This is a genomic window from Paenibacillus sp. 1001270B_150601_E10 (assembly GCF_015558675.1).
Taxonomy (GTDB): domain Bacteria; phylum Bacillota; class Bacilli; order Paenibacillales; family Paenibacillaceae; genus Paenibacillus_B.
In genome coordinates this window covers 807,254-823,555 of sequence record NZ_JADMOL010000001.1, presented here as the reverse complement: position 1 = coordinate 823,555, position 16,302 = coordinate 807,254, and the positions used below count along the sequence as shown (strand labels likewise).

Below are 16,302 nucleotides of genomic sequence, written 5' to 3'. Positions count from 1 at the left end.
CCCCTTGTTTTTTAGTGGGCATTGATCGACCAAGAACCTCGTCGTGGACACTCATTTGGTCGCAATGAAAATCCTTCAAGAACACTGATTCGAACCTTCAGGAATTTTTTTTAATCCATCAGTGAAGGATAAATGATTATCTGAATAACATTTCCCCATATTGTTTAGCAGTCTGCTTATGAACAGAAGGCAAAACATGAGAGTACGTATCAAGAGTTACTCTAATGTCGGAATGGCCAAGAATTTCTTTTACCACTTTGGGATTTATGTTTTGGGCTAACATGAGTGTGGCGACTGTATGTCTGAGATCGTGAAAGCGGATGCATGAGACATCTGCTTTCTTGATCAGTCGGTAAAAGTTTCGAAGTAAATTTCGAGGGTTAAGGGGCTTGCCTGATTTTGTGCAGATGACTAGGTCATTATCTTTATAATCTGAACCAGCCGCAAGCTTCTGCTTCATAATTTTCTTGTGTTGTTTTTTCAGATCATCTAATGTTCGTTCAATTAAAGTAATCGTTCTTGCGCTCGATTTGGTTTTTGTTGCTTGTACCAGTTCTTTACCATCATGACTTAAGGTCTGACGCACACGTAAAGCGCCTTCATCAAAATCAATGTCCTTCCAGCGAAGACCTAATATTTCGGACTGACGCATTCCTGTTGTCAAAGCGAGCAAGAATGCAATATGCAGTTCATCTTCCTCAGCAAGCTTTAGGAATCGGACAGCTTCATCCAAATTCCATACGGCCATTTCCTTATGAGGGACTTTTGGAGCTTCAGCATCAGCGGCGGTATTGTAGGCAATGTATTTGCGTTTGAACGCAGTCTTAAAAGAACTTTTTACGATTTTCTGAATGTCCTGAATCGAACGTTCGGACAGACCGGTTTCTTTGAGGAGGAAAGCATAAAATTTTCCAATGTCTACCGTTGCAATTTTACCCATTTCCTGATTTTTGAAATAGGGGGCAATATGCTTTTTAATATTGGATTTATAGGTTTTAAAGGTAACGCTTCTGAGTTTCAATTCTTTGCTGGCCAACCATTCCCCTTCAAGAAACTCAACATACTTCAAATTGTTACTTTTAACGTAAGTATGGTCATCGAGTTGCTGCATAATTTTTCTCATTTCATGCATAGCTTCTTTTTCTGTTTTAAAGCCGCGTCTTTTAATTTGTCTGCGGTTTCCTTTCTCATCCTTTCCGGCGCTAATGACAAACCAGAATCTCCCAGTTTTTTCATCCTTATGAACTTTCATCTGCATGTTTAAATGCCTCCGTTCCGTTTTTTTGAAAATCAAATAGGCCAGAGCATTAAGCCCCAGCCGATTTACATTGTTACTAACTGAATTTTTTTATTTGGTCGTAATCATATGCAGGTAGCTGTCGCGCTCTGCTAAAGCAGTTCAATCTCTAACTTGATTATTTCTTTTCGGTGAATAGAAGTAACGGGTTGGTTATATTCCAATGCCAATTTCAAGTGTTGTTGTGCAAAAACAACCAAGCGAATGAGACAACCTTCACATTCCAGTGTATACGACTTATTGCTACTCATCGTTTGAACCTTCCTCAATGTCGATAAAAACAAAATAAGCTGCGACAATAAGGCCACAGCTTTCATCAATAGGCTTTATTCATTTTCAACTAACTCTTTGTAACATGCTGTGCTCATCTTCGATTGGGAAAGTACAAAGTCCTTGATCGCTGCTTTTGGAATCCGATATGCTTTCCCAATTTTGAATGATTTAATTTGTCCAGAACGCAGCAAATCATAAGCTTTATTCCGACCGATTGCTAATAGTTCCATCATGTCTGAAAGCGTTATAACATCATCGTAGTCTGTAAACACTGACACACATCCTCTCAATGTATTCCAAGAAATAATATATACATGAAACTGCCTTAGATACTGCTTTGATCGCATGTATAACGCTACTACTATTCCCACATTTCCCGCATTCCCACGTTCCCAAAGCTGTAATTGAAGTTTTGATTATGGTAGACTGAGTACAAAATCAACTGATTTTGAGCATTTTTTAGCTCTCCCTCCCGTCACATTGAATTTGATTGTTACACTTTTGTTTGGCTCATAATAATTTATTATTCGTTAGATTGTATCTCGCCAATAATACGGCATAACCATAAAACCGAATAAAATAGTAGGTGGTGCGTCATGGAGAAGTATCAGTCAGAGGACTTTATTGAAAAGTATGTGGAGAAAGTGAAGAATTCTGTTTTTGAATATAGGTTGGATGACATTAGGACAAAGATAAACAGAATTCTTCGAAAAGAAAATCTATATTTTGATGATGAAGCGTACCTCGTATTACAATCTGAAAACAAAGAAAACGAGACTAGAGTTTGCAACTTCTTTATTCTCCCTACACATAACCTATATATTGATGATGGAGAGAGGATCAATGAAGCCGGGATTGCAGTAGAACTATATTCGCAATTCAATGATGAGAAGTATAAGCGTATTGTTGTAAATCTAAGTGACGAGGCAATCGAGAAAGGGAATTGGCTAACCACTGCATATATTGACCGTGATTTCTTTGTGTATAAGCCAGACTTATATAGGTATCTGAGGATTGCAATAAAGTTGTCTTCGCGTATCCTAAAGAAAGAAGCCAAGAAGGTTTTTTATAATGACGAGTGGCTTGAAGACGATGAGGCAGTCGAGCATATTTCTAACTACCAGTATGACTGAAGAATACTCTCGATAAGGAAAATTGCAAATGAATCCAGTCATAAGGAAGATTCAGATGCAATGCTGTTTTTGAAAGCTCAGAGCCAGTATATATCTGAAATCAAATTACTCTCCTTCCCGGAGAAATCTTCTGACGAATCCAATGATTGGGGCTGGGAAGACAATGATTACTATTATCTGATCTACTCGAAAACATGGAGTTGGATTCGTGCATATTTCAATCGTAATGGGATTAAGCTTAAAACTGCTGAAAAGGAATTAGATCATTACTTGATAGAAGCAGGCGTTCTCGAAAGTAACGAAATAAGAGCAAAGACAAACTTAAAGCGCGCTGATCGAAGAACTGCTCCATTGAAAGAAAGGGTGTTTATGATTAACAAAGTAAGATTTAATGAGTTCCAATCTCAAAAGTAAAGCTAAAATCAACGCAATACATATCTATATTATTTATAGTAATATTTTGTATATCAATCGTTCTACAATCGATGATCCTATGGTGTTGATTTAGTTTGTAAGAAAATAAAAGTGCGCAAACACATTCAGAAAAGGATGTGTTTGCATGAAGATTGGTTATCATACCGTATTGCTAGCAATTCCAATAGATTTCTTTACTGAGGAAGCTTTATTCAGGGCATTGCAAACATGCTCAAAGGAACTGAATGCAAAGTTTTATAAGAAAGAATGGGGGAATATTTCGTGGACCACATTCGAGCTTTTCAAAGACAATGGACTATTAGTTTACTTGAAGGACTACCACTATAGGAGCGATGATCAGAAGTTCGTTTATAAAGTGCTTGAAATAAGGCTAAATCCAAAGCGGCTGTCTGATAAGCACCAATATGTGGAGGTTAGCGACTATGGGGATTACAAGACGATATCAAAAGCGTTCAAGAAGTTGCTGAATCCTGTAAAACGTGTTTATAAGCAGATTCGCTTAAGTGCATTCAATCGATTTATTAGTCCGTTTGTATTTGATGACATATCAATATACAAGGTTGACCGAATTGACTATTGCGTTAATATTCAAACACCGTATATGGACAGGTACATGGAGCTGATCCGTCGCGCTGACAAGCCAAAAACATTTGAAATGTGCTTAGAGGATAATCCACGCACAAAACGAAAAGAACCTTATAAAAATGCTTTCCGAATAGAAAATCAATCCGTACTGGTTCATTTTTATAATAAGCGTTTTCAGATGGCTCAGGTATTCGGTGATAAATTTCCTGACTTACGGGAAGCAGAACAGATCATTCGCTTAGAAGTGCAGTGTAAAAAAAGGAAAGTGAATAACCTTAAATACTACTATGGCATTGAAGGCAGGTCTTTGCTGGATTTTTCCCGTGAAGAGTTGTCAGAGAAGGTGCTATTATCGTACTATGAGAAAACGGTTGGATATGAGGATTACTATACGTTGCAGGAAGCAAGACGTTTGATAAGCGATTCCGATTTTAAATTGAAAGATCGGGAATGTATGATTGAAATTCTGGAACTGATTAATCGGAAAAGATCGGTTTGGAAAGCCAGGGACGAATACGAAGGTAGAAAGAAACGGTTTAATGAGGCCGTTAAACATATAAAAAAATGGGCATAAACCCTATTACAATCCTTGTATGGTGGAAGATTCAGCGACTTCCTAACCTTTTACATGAAATTGGCAGTGGTTTATGACCCTATTAGCGATTAATTTTCTGTTCAAACAATAATTTTATATGAGGGTAGAAGGACAATGAAGGGGACTATCTCTCCTTCATTCTCTATTTCTTGTTGTCGGAATCTTTGCCATACTTATCGTTCAATTCCTGTGCTGTTTTAATGACATCGAAATTGTTGCTGATCGTTTTGCTGACGGCATCAGTCGCTGCATTTTTCATTTGCTCCCACTTGTCGTTGCTCATCGATGAACCTCTCCTTTTTGAGTTTACCTAAACCATTTTTTTGTGAGTTTCCATCCTCCTGCTACACCACCTCCAGTTCCAAACAAGTATCCGAGAGCTGTTCCAACTCCAGGAAAAATCAGCGTTCCGAGAGCAGCGCCAACTGCACCACCTGCAAGAGCACTCCCACCAGTGACTGCTGTTTTTCCGGCTGTTTCAATGATAATTTTATCGCTCATGTGGTATTTTTCACCTCCTCTCTCGAGACATGCTTCTTTCTCTTTGAAATTAGTATCCCGAACCTTCGATGGTTACGGTTTTAGCTTCCATCCATTGATTATTCAACCAGTCGATACCGAAAAGCAGGGCTGTTTCTTCCTCCTTTCCTTTTTCTACTAGGAAGGAGGCTCGGTTCCAGTACACCAGAACTTTCGCGCCGCGAACTTCCTTAACTATACCGCTGAAAGTTCCTTTTCCAACAGTATCGCCAATATGGATTAGATTCCTTTGATAATCCAAAGGATCGTTGTCATTGTATTGAATTTTTTCGTGTTCTTTCTGTATGTCTTTCACTGCGTCTGCAAGAGTTTGACGATTGTCCTCCTGCTTTTGAAAGCCGTCAAGTAAAGCAAGTTTATAACCATATACAAGCCAATCGCTTTCTTTAGCTTCTGCGCCACCGTTGTATATAAGGACCATCTGCATTTCCCCATCCCAAGCTATCCTTGCCCCCAAATTTTCAGTGATAAATCGAACGGGGAGCATCGTGCGCCCTTTAATCACGGTGGGACGAACGGTCAATGTTTTTTTCACGCCATTTACATTTGCTGACTTACTATCAATCCAAAGTTCAACTGTGTTTTTATTCAACGTTATCGTTACTTTCCTTTCTTTATTATTCCAGCTAACGCTTCCGCCAAGTTGTTCTATGATCGGCGCGATAGGAAGCAGGGTGGAGCCGTTTTTGACAATTGGGGTCACACTATGGTCCGAGTCATCAAATAATTGACCGTCGTCCTCCGTCAGTAACCAAGGGTTGTTGATTTGCATGGCTAGAGTTACAGGATTCGCAGTTTGTTCGGTACCGGTTCCGTCCCCTGTCAACAAGCTGAATTCTAAATTACCATCTTCCGTGTAATGGGTTTGGAACTTCTTTCCGTATGTTGAGTTGCCTACGATATCGTTGATAAAGCTTAATGGGACGAAAATCCCAAGCCTATAATCGTCTAAATAGGTGGCTGGTGCTTCAAGCTGATATAGCTTTCCCGTCGGATTTATACAAGCACCAGATTCGTCCAGCTCATATTCCTGAATCTCTGTAAGACCATGTGTGATCCTAAAGCATTCTCCCTGAAAACTCACGAAAGAATGTGGAGGGGACTCGTCCCATTCAACGGTTTCTGTCCCAGACGGATCAAGGAAATTAAAGATTTGAGCAATTGGAAAGACTGCAACTTCGTTTACGGCAACTGGGGTATGTACAAAGCCTTCTTTTTGACCGACAAGTTTGATTCCGATTTCACTTGCTGCATGAACTACTTGGGACATACAAAATACCATGAGTAAGGACAAGCAAATAGCCGTGATTTTCTTTTGCATCGTTCAACCTCTTTTCATTTGATTAGTACTCTTTATAAAGAGCATCGGATATCGGTGAATCTTGATCAGGACCGTAAAACTCGAGGCTGTAGTTGCCGAATGAGTAGTGAATTGTGTAACTGCCGTCCAAGTCCGAAAACTCACTCTCGTCAGGCTCACCTAATTTATCGATAACATCCTGTGGTGTCGATTCTCCAATCTTGACACCTATAACTGTATGTCCATCGATAAATCTCATAGCAGTAACTTCGCCCTCAGTGATATTGCCGTTAATATTCAATTGACTCGTCGTATAATAAACGACATCATTGAACTGATAGGCGAATCCTGTTCCGGTATCCACTTCCTGAAGCACTTCGCCGTTCAAATCGAATAATGTGATCGTGCTATCCCCAATTCCTGAAGGAACCCCTGGAATCTTCCCGCCAAAAAGACTATTCGGCAATGGAGAAGGTTCAGATTGCAGTTTACTTGTTGCTTCAGATGCAACCGGCTTTTTTGTGCTCGGCTTGACGGGTTCCGATTTCGTTGTTTCCGCCGCGACTTCCTTATCATCAGTTGATGAAGCCACTTCGTGCTTTAGAGGAATTTCAAAAGTAAACGGTTCTGTACGCACCTCCCAGTTATCGCTACTGCCTTCGAACGTTGCTTTGAAATTTTCTCCGTTCACATTTATGGCTGGGAATACGATGATCCCTTCTGCTGTGACTCCGGGGCGAATGTTGTCCGAATTAATTTCAGGATAATCGGCATAAGTATTACTTGTTCTCTCGTACTGTTTTCCTTCTTGAATCAGGACAGACGAGTAAGTATGAAAATCAATGGTGTCTGCCGACTCGTTACTGATTTTGAGATAAACACGAGTTTCTTGCTTAGCCAATTCCACTTTGGATATCTCCATGATGTACCCGTTTTGATTTTGTATTTGCTTAACTTCGAGCGTCTTAATAGAAGGAGCAAATGCAGTAGCGTAGTCTGCCTTTTCAACATTCTTTACTCCAATGACCGGAATTTTTAGTGTTGCACCAAAAGCGTTTTTCCCTTGAAACAATTCTTGAACTTCGCCTACGATATGCAGAATGTCTCCTTTTTGAATGTCAAGAGTCGTATCGTCCAAGCGTACTATTGTATTTTTACTATCGTCGTTTCGTGCATACACTTGGAACGATTGGAATTTGTCTGTCTTTTCGGGCGACTGAAACACTCGACCATAAAAATCAACCTGATAACCTTCAAATGGCTTTGCATTTACATAAAGTTGATCGAACTGTTCGGAGGTCAAGAGTATACCCTTGCTCTTTGGCTCGCTGCTTTCATCGCTCATAACAATTCCTACCACAAATAAAAGCAGGATGAGGAGGCTAAGAGCAATTAGGCTATATTTCAGCTTTTTCCTCATTTTGATTGATTGTTTCTCCGGTAGCAGGAAGCTAACACCGGATAACAGTGCTGAAGATGCACCTATCATGGCGGCAAGGCCAATGTCACCTACCATAAAACTACCGATGATAAGGCCTGCTACACCTAACAGTATTTGCAGTACTCCAATAACTTTCATTTTCTGCTCCTTTTGAAGTGTGATAAGTACTTGAGACTATTTTGAGCTGACTTTCTTTGTTTTCAGCAGAAAGCCAATACCGGATAAAAGGGCAGATGTTGCGCCGATTATGGCTGCGATACCAATGTCACCAAACATTGAACTCCCCATAAAAATTCCCGCCGCTCCAATGATTATGAGAAGAATACCGATGATTTTCATATTGAATGATCTCCTTTTGTTGTGGGTTTATTATTCTTGCAATCTGCCGGATGATTGGGCACATTGTTTTTCATGGTATCAATGATAAGTTTCTTTAAATCGTCGGTCGTAAGTACAGCAAGGACAGCATTTTTATCTTTTGTCTGATCGTTTGGCTGCGTTCCGGTACCAAATAAGCTTTCAAGAGAGCAACCAAGACCAGTAGCTATTTTTTCAAGAGTGTTGATAGTGCAATTGTTTTTCTCTCCTCGCTCAATTTGTCCTAGGTAACTGATATTAACCGATGAGCTGAGTGCCAATTGTTCTTGACTCATTCCCCTTTGGAGTCGGAGGTACCGAATTTTCTCTCCGATATTCTGTCTTGGGTTCATATTCATCACCTCCATAAAAAGAATAGAATTTTACTATCTTTGCTTCAATATGATAGAGCCATTAAAAAAGTACCTGTGGATACGATATCGTGATTATTTGTTTAGATTAGACTGCTGCTAAATATACGGAATCCCCCCCTTTTTTGGACAATAAAAAAGACGCCTACCACGAAGGCAACTGTAAGACTGCATGAGAAATAAACATTTCCTCATGAATCTTTAAAGTTGTCTTGTGTCTGCGTCAAATGTTGGATATTATTGGCAGCTAATGCAAAGCTTGAAGGCTTTGCGGCTGTGGAACCTTTGCTGAAATCGCGAGTTCCAATTATTAAGTGGGGAAAAGCAATGTTTGAGAATTAATATACACATTTTTAGTGATTCTATCAAGGGTTAATCTTCACCCGCTCATATTCACATTAGGCCTCTTTCTTTAAGACTGACAAAGTTATTCCCCCCAATAATGATATGATCTAACACTTCTATGCCAATGATTTGGCCTGTATTCACCAGCCTTTTTGTTAATTCAACGTCTTCTGGAGACGGAGTAGAGTCCCCGCTCGGATGGTTATGAGCGCAGATCAGGGAGGCGCTGGCACGTTTAATTGCAGCTCGGAAGACTTCCCTTGGATGGACGATTGCAGCGTTGAGAGAGCCAATAGAGATAATCTCCTTAGTAATGAGGCGATTCTTTGTGTTTAGGAACAGGCATATGAAATGCTCTTTGGTCAGATGGCAAAGGTCTTGGGAGAGCAAGGAATACACATCCTTGGGGGTTCGGACGGTATACGGTTCGCTGGTAGGTATTGTGAGTGCTTTTGCCAGCTTAAGCATTGCAGTGATTTGTCGAGCTTTTCTTATGCCAATACCTTTAATCGTTGTTAATTGCTGTTCGGAAACATCTAATAGTTCCATGGTCGTTGGAAACTGTTCAAAAAGCTGCTGGATCGTGTAGCTGTCCTGTTGCTCCCTGAGGGATTGGGACAGAAGCGATTTCAAATTTTCATTGTGCTGAAGGTTCATTTGGACTCCTCCTGAAATTGGATTTGGGATAAGAAAGAGCCGGACACATTGGATTGGATCCGGCTCCTACATGATTAGTCTCTTGCGAGGACTACCTATCATGCATAGGTATCAGGGATATAATATAGATTTATTATTCATAAAAGTACCAATTATCTTATTTATAGAGGTCTAATTTCCTGTTTACAGGGAAGGGAAAAGACGGAAAATGTCGAACCTTTATCTATAGGAGATATTTCCACGTCAAAATGAAGTTTAACTCTTTCACAGAGAATCATAAAATAACCTTTATTAATGTTCTTAAGGAGAGTAGCGCAAATGGACTTAAGAAAAGAATCTTTGGGATTTGGAAAAGTTAATTGTGTAGATGGTAGTAAATTAACAATTAAAGCAGAATCTTTAAAAAGTATTGATGGAGAAACAACACTGCATGCTGAGGTTGGTTCATTTGTTAATTGTGGTGGATTTCATGGAGATACTATTTGCACAATAACAAGAGTCTTAATAGAGGAAGTTGAACGTCGGGAGTCAATAATTGAAAATAAAATTGTTGAGGTAGCTATAGTAGGAAGTACTGATGCAAACAATAGGTTTACACGAGGCGTGAATAAATTACCGACGGTTGGTTGTGATGCGTATTTATTGAATGGGGATCAAGTGAATTTCCTCTTGGGGATAAATCTTAATGAGCGAGAGAAGAAAAAATATTTCAAAGTAGGTCAACGTTCCATGAAAGGGGCCGGTGACGCCTATCTACATCTTGACAAGTTGCTCGGAAGACATACTGCGATTGTTGGGACTACAGGTAGCGGGAAAAGCAGTACAGTTGCAAGAATCGCCCAATCAATTCTGGAAAATTATCCTCAACCAAGATTGGTGTTTTTTGATATTCACAATGAGTATCGGAATGCATTCTCTGGGAAATGGAAAGAGAAGTCAAACTGCATTGATTGGGATAAATTCTCTTTGCCGTACTGGTTCTTAGATCTGGACGAATTTATTAACATCTACTACCCTGAAGCGGGTGGGACTCAAAAAATGTACATTAAAGAATTAATTGAATCTCTTAAGAAAAAGGGAGTTGCTGAAGCAGAAAAGGACAAAGTTTCTGTAGACAGTCCTGTATTTTTCAGTATGGAAGAGTTTCTTGGTGATATTGAAAAAAAGAGAGATAAAGAAACATCAGAAACAAAGAAAGATCCTTTTAACAAAATGCTTCTGAAGTTCCAAAGCATTCAAAACGATACTCGCTTTTCATTCTTAAAAACGGACGTTTCTAATAAAAAAAGTTTGTCCGCGTACTTTACATTTTTACTAGGACTTGAATCAGGAAAACAGAAGTATATTTCTGTTTTAGACTTAAGTGGGTTACCAGCCGAAGTAAGAACTATTTGTGTTGGCGTTTTAACTAGATTATGTTTCGATTATCGTTATTGGGATATGGATCCTGAAAACTTACCTATTGCATTGATATTGGAAGAAGCTCATACATATATTCCTGAAGATTCAGCTTCAAAATACTCTCTCTGTCTGGAAAGAGTTGAAAAAGTAGCTAAAGAAGGCCGTAAGTACGGTTTGAGCCTTATAGTAGTTACACAAAGGCCATCAAATATCTCTTCAACAGTTCTTTCACAATGCGGAACTTTCATTACTCTAAGGCTTACAAACGATATGGACCAAAATAAAATTAGGCGTCTCCTGCCTGATACATTAGGTGATCAAGCAGATGTCCTTTCTAGTCTAAGAGATGGGGAAGCATTGGTGACTGGAGATGCGATGACTTTGCCGGGAAAAGTTCAATTTGATCTTCCAGAGCCTAAACCAAAAAGTAATGATGTTAGATTTCATAAGTCTTGGGTGGATGGCCCCCCTCCAGGTTATAAAGTTGATGACATAGCTAAAAGGTGGATAACCCGGGAAAGAAATTTAGAAAAAAAGGAATAGATAATGAACATCAAATCAATCAATGTCCGCGGTTGGAGATCATTTTCCAGTGATGAGGGAGTATCTATTGGAGATTTTAAAAAAATTAATCTTATAATTGGTCCGAACAATGCAGGCAAATCAAATATATTCAAATATTTATTTCAAATTCGAAATGTAATTACAAGTGCTTCTGCAAGTCGGAAACGAAAAGACGGACTGGGAGAATATGATCTTCTGAATTCTATACCTTCCGCATTTAATGTAAGTGATACATGGTCGTACGAAGGACAGGATATTATTTGTAATATACAGTTAGAGGGGATCGACTCTTTTAATTTTGAGAAAGAGATACCCACTTTACATCAGTCAAAAGAAATAAACTTAAAAGCACATCATATGATTGGCGAGGGTAAAAGTTGCTTCGCTGTTAAATATGAAAATGATCTATGTTTACTTGAAGAGTTTAAAGAAAATAATCCGAAGGTATTAAATCCAATAAGTATGTCATATGAAAATCCTGTAGAAGGAGTTGGATATCCTCTCGAAACTGTTATTTATTGGAGGAACTTTATTGAAAGTTTGGTATTTGTTGATCCAGTCAGACACCATTCAAGGAATAGCTCAGAGTTCATTGAAAGTGACTTTGATGGTAGTAATATCGTTCAAGAAATTATCAGAGTTAGGAATGAACACGATACAGAGTGGAGAGAATTTAAAAATTGCCTTGAAGAATGGTTAAAAACCATTCTTTTAGAACCAAGTATAGTTCTTGATCCTACAAATGATAAGTTGAGATTTTATATAAGACGGGGTACAAAAGAAATTTCAGCTTCATTAGAAAATCTAGGAACTGGTGTTTCGCAACTTGTAATGTTGCTCTCATATCTTCATTTAAATCGCGAGAGACAATTGAATGTATTTATTGAAGAGCCAGAAAGCAATCTTCATCCAGAGGCTGTTGTTCAATTAGTAAAGATCATGGAAGATACTTTTCTCAACCATCGTTTCTTTATTTCAACTCATTCATCAATTTTAATAGATCAAGTTAATAGTAACTGGAGTATTCATCGAATCTATCGAAGAGATGTTCATGCATCCAATATCGTTCCGTGTACTGAGGTTTTAGAACAATACAGTTTACTTGATGAACTTGGAATTCGGCCATCACAACTACTGCAAAGTAATTCTGTGATTTGGGTTGAGGGGCCAAGTGATCGAACTTATCTGAATAAATGGATAAAAGATAATTCAGACTTAATTGAAGGTAAGCACTATAGTTTTCTAATGTATGGTGGTGCTAATTTGGCTAATTATGATTTAATAGATAATGAAGATTATATCAATGTGCTTAGAACAAGTAGATATTCTGTCATTGTTTGTGATTCTGATAAAAAACATAAAGACGCTGATTTAAAAGGTAGGGTGAGCAAATTAATTCAGCGCATTGCTGAAACAACATTTGATGATGGTCGATCTTTAAAGGACTATGCGTATATTTGGGTAACTAAAGGTAGAGAAATAGAGAATTACATACCAAAATCTTTATTGGATGATGTATTATTTTCTGAAGAATACCTACGAAAGTATGTTTATGTGAAAACTGGTACACGTGAGAGAACTAGAAAGAATCTAAAGTATACACTTGATGAAACAAGTTTGGGACTATATGAATCATTTGATGAACACTACGCTAAAAAATATATTTTTGATGATGGCTGTCAATTACTACCTGAGCAATTGACGGGCATAGCTGATGATCTTTCAAAGAAAAAGGCTAGTATTGCCAAGTCTATAGTTGAAAGATGGCAGCTTGTCCATTACTCAGATGAACTCAAAAAAGATATTGCAGACTTAATTGAACACATTAAGAAGGCTAATTATTTTGGAGATATTTAGAAAAAAGATTTAGGACACACGAAGATGATTTATCTCGTGTGTCCATTTAAAAATACTGACCATTTTCAAATATGATAGGGTGATAGTATGCAGCAAGGATATCTCTGCTTTGAAGGAATTGAATGCGTATATTCAAGACTTGATGATGGTCTAATTGTAACTCCAAAAAACGAATCAGATATTAGGACCATGTTCCAATACTGCCACAAAACAAATTTTTTTCTTGAGTATCAAAATCGGATTTACAAGAAGTCAGTTGCTTATGTTAAACAAATAATACCACGTGGGGATAATTCATTTAGATTTGTTACTAAATATAACGTAGCATTAATTGGTGAATATAATGTTACTGGTTTTACTATCACTGGGGATGATATCGATGTTTTCTTTAGTCCATCAAAATATTTCTTCCGAAAGAAAAGTGCAGGAGAATCGCTCGATACTGATTTATTGTACGATAAAATAAAGGCAGATGACTTTATTTTTACTTACTCTGAAAAAAGGATAACTGCGACACTATATTATGGAAATATTTTGGAAAAAGGAATCGCAAGCGATTTGAAAATTCATCCACATCTCAGAGTAGAATTTGACAGTACGAGTAATATCAACTTTATTTTTGGTTTATATGAGACAATTGTGAAATTTCTTAAGTTGGTTAGATACCAACAAAACATTAATCTGAAGCCGATTGAATTATTTGGTCCTACTGAAACACACGATAAATCTATATTGGGTATTATGTATTCGAACATTTACATTACCAAAGATTACAGAAAAACAAGTGACTCAGAGTATGAAATATTTAAACCGTATATTAATCAAATATTGCAGCTAGTGTCAGATGACCAAGATTTCTCTATTCGACATTTTCCGTTGAGTGAAGATGATTCATATAAGTACGACGTACAGAGATACTTATCAATATTTGCTTCATTTGAATATGAATGTAATAAAAATTCTGAAGAATATCTGCAACAAAATGATGAGCTTCTGAGATCAGTAAAAAATGACTTGCTTAATTGCATACAGGCATTGAAAAAAAATACAGCAAACGATATTGAACGTACCTTTCTTGATAATGCCCGAAATCGAATTTCTCAGTTAGGAACTCAATACGGTCAAGAAAAGAAAATTATCAATGCATATTATAAAATAGAAGATATCTTCAAAGAATCTATAACCTTTCTGTTTCCTCACGGTTTTAAAATTAAGGAGTTAGCTTCTAGATTATCTAAGTTGCGCGCAAAAATCGCACATGATAATCTTTATAGGGAATTAACAGATGAGGAGGCCAGAGATATTCGTTTTATGGAAGTCCTAAGTTATATAATGTTATTGAAGCGAGCAGGTCTTAAAGATGAGACGATCGAATTGGTTATAGGTGCTGTGTTTCATTGTAATTTTAAATACATGGATTTTTATAAGAACTAGCAATCGTACGAGCTACTTAATTTTATTTCATTACATCTGGTCAAACTTTTTCTTTCCTGTGGGCCACTGCATACTCGAACGTAGAAATACAACGTTCAAAAAAACAATTTGTGGTACAGGATGTTTCAATATTTGTCTCGTTCATATTTTTTATTTATGTGATTAAAGATGATTTTTAACTCGGTAGAGGCATTTTTTATCTCTTGTATGATTTCTTCGTATATTTCGCGTTTGAATTTGATTTTTTCATTTTCATAAAGTTGATCTGAGAAGTTGTAGAACTCAGCAATGAATTCACCCACTTCAATGCTTCGATTATCATATATATCAGGCAGTTCTATTATGAGGGGTTCATTATGGCTTCGTAGTATACTTTCATAAAACTCAAATCTTTCATAATGATGCTCAATCAAGTTATCAATAGTTTCGCGTTTACTAAGTTCATATTTCAAAATTTCATATGGTTTAGGAAATTCATAAACAAAAATTCCCTCATCCGGATTTTCATAACTAATGAACCCTTTGTCTCCATAACAATCCTTTAGAGCTCTAGCAAAGTTGTTCAGAATTATTTCTTCTGCAATATTGTAATGATTTATTGTCTTTTGTTCTTCCACCAAGCTCTTTAGTTTTAAAAGATTAGTTTTTAGCTTTTTGGGTAGAAACACATAGGAGCGCTCTAATTGCTTATCAATTTCAGGAAAATCGAAAGTTGTATTTAAACTTTTCCAGTAGGATACCTTTTCACTTTTTTTCAGTACTTCTTTTAGTTCTTCATCAATGGGGATGTAAGTGTCTTTTTTCTTCTCCAAAGCTGATTTTTGTTGTGCGTTGTAAGTGTTTACTCGAAAAGTTACAAATACTGTTATTAACCCTCCAAGAACTGTACTAACTAATGTTTTTAAAATATCAGTTTGCGGCACATTTGAGGGTCGGAAATATAGATATGTAAAAATACTGAGAATAACAATAAGTAATATAACTAAATATCGAAGTGAAGTTAACACATACACTCTCCTGTCTGTCACTTGTTTATGGTCACTAATTCGACGAGATATGACAGAATTCCTTTTCTGGTGTCCAACATTGTTAATGAGCGGATGTGCTCTTTTAAAAGTGAAGAATAATGATGTTATAAATTGTGCAGTGTTGGTCACATTTCTGGTCACACTTTTTCTTTCCCGAGCACTGAGGCGAACTCGAATGCAGAAACATAAAACTTAAGAAAGCCTTGCCCCAAAAGGCTTTCTCCCGCATTTTCCTTAACGCACAAAACCCCATCTCTCCACTGGCAGCGATGAGGTCAGGGGTTCGATCCCCCTTGGCTCCACCAAAATAATTAACGAATACGCAACCTGTATAGGGTTGCGTTTTTTATTTGGAGAATCGTCTTAGGGGAGGTGAATCCCAGTAGATGTTCCGTTAGTGTGGATTAGAATGACTTGGAGAGAAATCAATCGAAATACCTAAGATATATAGATCTGGACGATAGTTTAATATAAATGCTCATTTTCAATGCTCCAAAACATTGAAAGATTGCTTTTGAGCATAGCCAAGTAAACTCATATCGGTAGCGATCACTTTTATTTTATCTTGTTTTATGATTGGAAATAATAGTATTTTAAGGAAAATAATAATTTGCAATTATTGTAAGTGTGTTATAATACAATCATTAGGTATATTTCCTAAAAAGTACATTGTTTTTTGGGAAAAGATT

The 16,302-nt window shown here is 37.4% G+C and carries 16 protein-coding genes; 6 read left to right on the top strand and 10 right to left on the bottom strand.

All coding sequences use genetic code 11. The features are described from left to right. Window positions 1-136 precede the first annotated feature (136 nt). Both I2H74_RS03790 and I2H74_RS24950 read right to left on the bottom strand, forming a co-directional pair. Window positions 137-1,258, bottom strand: a complete 1,122-nt coding sequence (locus I2H74_RS03790) for a tyrosine-type recombinase/integrase (RefSeq protein ID WP_195571763.1) — start codon at window positions 1,256-1,258, stop codon at window positions 137-139. Window positions 1,259-1,623: 365 nt separating this feature from the next. Then, entirely contained in the window at window positions 1,624-1,842 is a 219-nt protein-coding gene (locus tag I2H74_RS24950; RefSeq protein ID WP_195571761.1) for a helix-turn-helix domain-containing protein, read from the bottom strand. Window positions 1,843-2,166: 324 nt separating this feature from the next. Between I2H74_RS24950 and I2H74_RS03780 the strand changes: the two genes are divergently transcribed. The 3 genes from I2H74_RS03780 to I2H74_RS03770 all read left to right on the top strand — a co-directional run bounded on the left by I2H74_RS03780 (window position 2,167) and on the right by I2H74_RS03770 (window position 4,297). Further along, a complete protein-coding gene (locus I2H74_RS03780) occupies window positions 2,167-2,703 on the top strand; it encodes a hypothetical protein (protein ID WP_195571759.1) in 537 nt (178 codons plus the stop codon). Window positions 2,704-2,763: 60 nt separating this feature from the next. Continuing rightward, entirely contained in the window at window positions 2,764-3,117 is a 354-nt protein-coding gene (locus I2H74_RS03775) for a hypothetical protein (protein WP_195571757.1), read from the top strand. Window positions 3,118-3,262: 145 nt separating this feature from the next. Beyond that, window positions 3,263-4,297, top strand: a complete 1,035-nt coding sequence (locus I2H74_RS03770) for a hypothetical protein (protein ID WP_195571756.1) — start codon at window positions 3,263-3,265, stop codon at window positions 4,295-4,297. A 163-nt stretch (window positions 4,298-4,460) separates the two neighbouring features. On the opposite strand, the gene I2H74_RS03765 is transcribed toward I2H74_RS03770, so the two are convergent. From I2H74_RS03765 to radC, 7 genes are all read right to left on the bottom strand, one after another. After that, window positions 4,461-4,601: a hypothetical protein gene (locus I2H74_RS03765; RefSeq protein ID WP_195571754.1), complete on the bottom strand. Its 141-nt coding sequence runs from the start codon at window positions 4,599-4,601 to the stop codon at window positions 4,461-4,463. Between the two features lie 23 nt (window positions 4,602-4,624). Further along, window positions 4,625-4,819 (bottom strand): hypothetical protein, encoded by a 195-nt coding sequence (locus I2H74_RS03760; RefSeq protein WP_195571752.1) that lies wholly within the window; start codon window positions 4,817-4,819, stop codon window positions 4,625-4,627. A gap of 49 nt (window positions 4,820-4,868) precedes the next feature. Continuing rightward, the gene (locus I2H74_RS03755; protein WP_195571751.1) at window positions 4,869-6,179 is read right to left on the bottom strand and encodes a copper amine oxidase N-terminal domain-containing protein; all 1,311 of its coding nucleotides are present in this window, start codon (window positions 6,177-6,179) and stop codon (window positions 4,869-4,871) included. 22 nt (window positions 6,180-6,201) lie between these two features. Beyond that, a complete protein-coding gene (locus I2H74_RS03750; RefSeq protein ID WP_195572156.1) occupies window positions 6,202-7,737 on the bottom strand; it encodes a hypothetical protein in 1,536 nt (511 codons plus the stop codon). A gap of 36 nt (window positions 7,738-7,773) precedes the next feature. After that, a complete protein-coding gene (locus I2H74_RS03745; protein ID WP_195571749.1) occupies window positions 7,774-7,938 on the bottom strand; it encodes a hypothetical protein in 165 nt (54 codons plus the stop codon). Further along, window positions 7,935-8,309, bottom strand: a complete 375-nt coding sequence (locus tag I2H74_RS03740) for a helix-turn-helix domain-containing protein (RefSeq protein WP_267490703.1) — start codon at window positions 8,307-8,309, stop codon at window positions 7,935-7,937. Before I2H74_RS03740 ends, I2H74_RS03745 begins: the two co-directional genes overlap by 4 nt. Window positions 8,310-8,720: 411 nt before the next feature. Beyond that, window positions 8,721-9,329, bottom strand: a complete 609-nt coding sequence (radC, locus tag I2H74_RS03735) for a RadC family protein (protein WP_195571745.1) — start codon at window positions 9,327-9,329, stop codon at window positions 8,721-8,723. Between the two features lie 318 nt (window positions 9,330-9,647). On the opposite strand from radC, the gene I2H74_RS03730 reads away from it, so the two are divergent. The 3 genes from I2H74_RS03730 (at window position 9,648) to I2H74_RS03720 (ending at window position 14,585) form a co-directional block, all read left to right on the top strand. Continuing rightward, the gene (locus I2H74_RS03730) at window positions 9,648-11,273 is read left to right on the top strand and encodes an ATP-binding protein (protein WP_195571743.1); all 1,626 of its coding nucleotides are present in this window, start codon (window positions 9,648-9,650) and stop codon (window positions 11,271-11,273) included. A gap of 3 nt (window positions 11,274-11,276) precedes the next feature. Further along, entirely contained in the window at window positions 11,277-13,151 is a 1,875-nt protein-coding gene (locus tag I2H74_RS03725; protein WP_195571741.1) for an AAA family ATPase, read from the top strand. A gap of 87 nt (window positions 13,152-13,238) precedes the next feature. After that, the gene (locus tag I2H74_RS03720) at window positions 13,239-14,585 is read left to right on the top strand and encodes a hypothetical protein (protein ID WP_195571740.1); all 1,347 of its coding nucleotides are present in this window, start codon (window positions 13,239-13,241) and stop codon (window positions 14,583-14,585) included. A gap of 125 nt (window positions 14,586-14,710) precedes the next feature. Here I2H74_RS03720 and I2H74_RS03715 read toward each other — a convergent pair whose 3' ends face one another. Continuing rightward, on the bottom strand, window positions 14,711-15,592 hold the full coding sequence (locus I2H74_RS03715) for a hypothetical protein (RefSeq protein WP_195571738.1): 882 nt from the start codon (window positions 15,590-15,592) through the stop codon (window positions 14,711-14,713). Window positions 15,593-16,302: the final 710 nt, after the last annotated feature.

Coding starts and splice junctions, on each gene's coding strand:
- I2H74_RS03740 (WP_267490703.1), bottom strand. CDS start 8,309: ATGAACCCAAGACAGAATATCGGAGAGAAAATTCGGTACCTCCGACTC.
- radC (WP_195571745.1), bottom strand. CDS start 9,329: ATGAACCTTCAGCACAATGAAAATTTGAAATCGCTTCTGTCCCAATCC.
- I2H74_RS03730 (WP_195571743.1), top strand. CDS start 9,648: ATGGACTTAAGAAAAGAATCTTTGGGATTTGGAAAAGTTAATTGTGTA.
- I2H74_RS03755 (WP_195571751.1), bottom strand. CDS start 6,179: ATGCAAAAGAAAATCACGGCTATTTGCTTGTCCTTACTCATGGTATTT.
- I2H74_RS03725 (WP_195571741.1), top strand. CDS start 11,277: ATGAACATCAAATCAATCAATGTCCGCGGTTGGAGATCATTTTCCAGT.
- I2H74_RS03780 (WP_195571759.1), top strand. CDS start 2,167: ATGGAGAAGTATCAGTCAGAGGACTTTATTGAAAAGTATGTGGAGAAA.
- I2H74_RS03765 (WP_195571754.1), bottom strand. CDS start 4,601: ATGAGCAACGACAAGTGGGAGCAAATGAAAAATGCAGCGACTGATGCC.
- I2H74_RS03790 (WP_195571763.1), bottom strand. CDS start 1,258: ATGCAGATGAAAGTTCATAAGGATGAAAAAACTGGGAGATTCTGGTTT.
- I2H74_RS03775 (WP_195571757.1), top strand. CDS start 2,764: ATGCTGTTTTTGAAAGCTCAGAGCCAGTATATATCTGAAATCAAATTA.
- I2H74_RS03760 (WP_195571752.1), bottom strand. CDS start 4,819: ATGAGCGATAAAATTATCATTGAAACAGCCGGAAAAACAGCAGTCACT.
- I2H74_RS03750 (WP_195572156.1), bottom strand. CDS start 7,737: ATGAAAGTTATTGGAGTACTGCAAATACTGTTAGGTGTAGCAGGCCTT.
- I2H74_RS03720 (WP_195571740.1), top strand. CDS start 13,239: ATGCAGCAAGGATATCTCTGCTTTGAAGGAATTGAATGCGTATATTCA.
- I2H74_RS03745 (WP_195571749.1), bottom strand. CDS start 7,938: ATGAAAATCATCGGTATTCTTCTCATAATCATTGGAGCGGCGGGAATT.
- I2H74_RS03770 (WP_195571756.1), top strand. CDS start 3,263: ATGAAGATTGGTTATCATACCGTATTGCTAGCAATTCCAATAGATTTC.